At 46.5% G+C, this 677-nt stretch carries 1 protein-coding gene; it reads left to right on the top strand.

The genetic code is table 11. The annotated features are described in order from the left end of the window. Positions 1-478: CHAD domain-containing protein (locus R8O10_RS25385; protein ID WP_412035177.1), on the top strand; the 478-nt coding region annotated here is incomplete at its 5' end. Positions 479-677 lie beyond the last annotated feature (199 nt).

The following is a 677-nucleotide window of genomic DNA, read 5'->3' on the forward strand; positions in this document are numbered from 1 at the left end:
CACAGGATTACTGCTGGATCTTAGCCGCTGGATCTTAGCGCGTGGCTGGCAGCCATTCTTGGATGAGAAAGCGCGCGAGAAGATGGCAAGCAACATCATGCCGTTTTCTGTGACGCAATTGGATCGCACTTGGGCAGAGCTGATGGAAGCTTTCCCTGCAGAGCGTGATTTGTCTGCGCAAGAGTATGTGGATCAGCGTTACCGTCTGCTGCGTAACCTTTACACTGGAATTGGTTTTGCGAGCTTGTACAACTTCGACGAGCGTAATAGCTTCCGCCTTCCTTGGGCTGACTTAGTGCATGGCATTGATGATCTGTTGATGCTGAACCATCTATTGCCTTTGGTCGATATGCTGGAAAATGAAGAGAAAGAACAGCTAGAGCGTTGGCTGCACCGCCAAGAGCGTTCGATTCTTCATGCAATGGATCAAACAAGAGCAATCAGCGTAGAGACTCAGCCGTACTGGCGTGAAAAATAAGACAAGCGAGCGTAAAGCAGCGTTATCTTCATTAATTTAAAGAGAAATAGGACCGATAGGTCCTATTTTTTTGTCTGAATTTTGCGTTGCTGCATTTCCTCTTCGATAAGAGTTAGTCGCTCAAGGATTTGTTCTTGCTGTTCTAATAGCTGTTCTAACATCCGCTCTTTGTTCTTAGAACGGTGATCTTGCTGTTTAG

The organism is Vibrio sp. 1727 (assembly GCF_033344415.1).
GTDB lineage: Bacteria > Pseudomonadota > Gammaproteobacteria > Enterobacterales > Vibrionaceae > Vibrio > Vibrio alginolyticus.